The organism is Haloferax sp. Atlit-12N, from assembly GCF_003383095.1.
Taxonomy (GTDB): Archaea; Halobacteriota; Halobacteria; order Halobacteriales; family Haloferacaceae; genus Haloferax.
Genome location: NZ_PSYW01000039.1, coordinates 1 through 1,508, shown reverse-complemented (window position 1 = coordinate 1,508; position 1,508 = coordinate 1). Strand labels below are relative to the sequence as shown.

The 1,508-nt window shown below is 55.2% G+C and carries 2 protein-coding genes; both read right to left on the bottom strand.

The window, feature by feature from the left end; translation table 11 throughout:
* Positions 1-875, bottom strand: an 875-nt coding sequence (locus tag C5B90_RS19850; RefSeq protein WP_233512151.1) for a sulfatase-like hydrolase/transferase, incomplete at its 3' end; no start/stop codon positions are given.
* 96 nt (positions 876-971) lie between these two features.
* Positions 972-1,508 (bottom strand): IclR family transcriptional regulator (locus C5B90_RS19845; protein ID WP_115883628.1); only part of this gene is annotated, 537 nt, incomplete at its 5' end.

The following is a 1,508-nucleotide window of genomic DNA, read 5'->3' as shown; positions in this document are numbered from 1 at the left end:
TGAAGGACAGCCGGGACATGGACGGATGCATCGTGGCAGGTGCGCTTATACTCACCGGGCCGACTACGGAAATGGCACCCATGGTCGGATGTGAATGCAACTATCGTCTCGTCACGAACACCTGTGCGTGCAAGCGTATCAGTAAGTCGGCCAATACACTCGTCTATACGTTCGACTGCGCCGTAATAGTCCGGCAGTTCGTTGAACCAGTTTCCTGGCCGGTCACGGAGATCCGGCGGAACGTACGGGTTGTTTCTATAGCGTTCTGCGTATCCCTCAGGGGCGACGAACGTCTGCTGGTCGTTCTGGTCGTGTGGCTCCAAGAAGCCGACCATCAAGAAGAACGGTTCCGAAAGCGTCTCGATTGCGTCGATAGCGAAGTCAGCGAAGGCGTCCGCACGGTACTTATCGAACGTCACGGGCTCGCCGTTCTCGTCGAACAGCATCCCTTCCGTAGGCTGAGTCATGAACTCGGGAACATCAGCACCGATCCAGAAGTCTTCGTAGCCACCACGGTGGGACGTTGGCACCGGTTCGTCAAATGTCCCCGCCAGATGCCATGACCCGACGAAACCCGTCTCGTACCCGTTCTCAGCGAAGTAGTGTGCGAGCGTTCGTTCCCCGTCAGCAAGTGGAAGTGAGTGACGCCAAACGCCCGTCTCAGTTGCATATCGACCAGTATGAATAACCGATTGCGACGAACCACAGACCGGCTGTGGAGTAACTGCATTGTCGAATCGAAGACCCTCGGCGGCGAGTTGATCGATGTTCGGTGTGAGATCCATCGGAGAACCGTGCGCACCAACTGTGTCCCACCGGTGTTGATCGGTCACGATCATGAGGACGTTCGGTCGATCAATCGAATCATCAGCCATACGTCTGCTTTCGTTAGTTGGTATTATATATGTGTGGGCATGGCCAGAATTGTGTTCGGATAGAGATTACAAGCATATGAATGTAATTTTGTCAGACTATCTGAACCGTAGTTTACTCTCGATAGAACTCACCGTACTCCCGAGTAAGTTCTTGAACTCGGACATGTCTGTCGTATCCGCATTAGGGTCGACCGGCTTTTTGATACCCACCGCACAAATAGCTTCGTCGTCATCGTCCGTAACCGGAGCGGCGACCGCATGCCACTCTTCGAACTGCTCACGACGCGAATGGGCGGCCCGTCTGTCCCGCACAGACTGCAGCTCTGACTGGAGTTCCTCTGGGTCCGAAATTGTGAACGGCGTCAGCGACGGAAGCGTCCGGTTTTCCAACCACGACTCGACAGTTTCTGTCGGTTGGTAGGCGAGAATGACTTTTCCCCCAGCGGTAGCGTGGAGGTGTGCTCGCTCACCCTCTTGATGTGGTGGAGTCGTCGCACCCGAGGGGACAATCTGGGTGAGGTAGACACCAAACCCATGTTCTGGAACCATGAGCGTCGTCACACCTCCAGTCGTCTCGGCTAAGCTTTCGAGTGAATCGTAGGTCTGGTTATAGAGATTTCGCTGGGTGCGGGC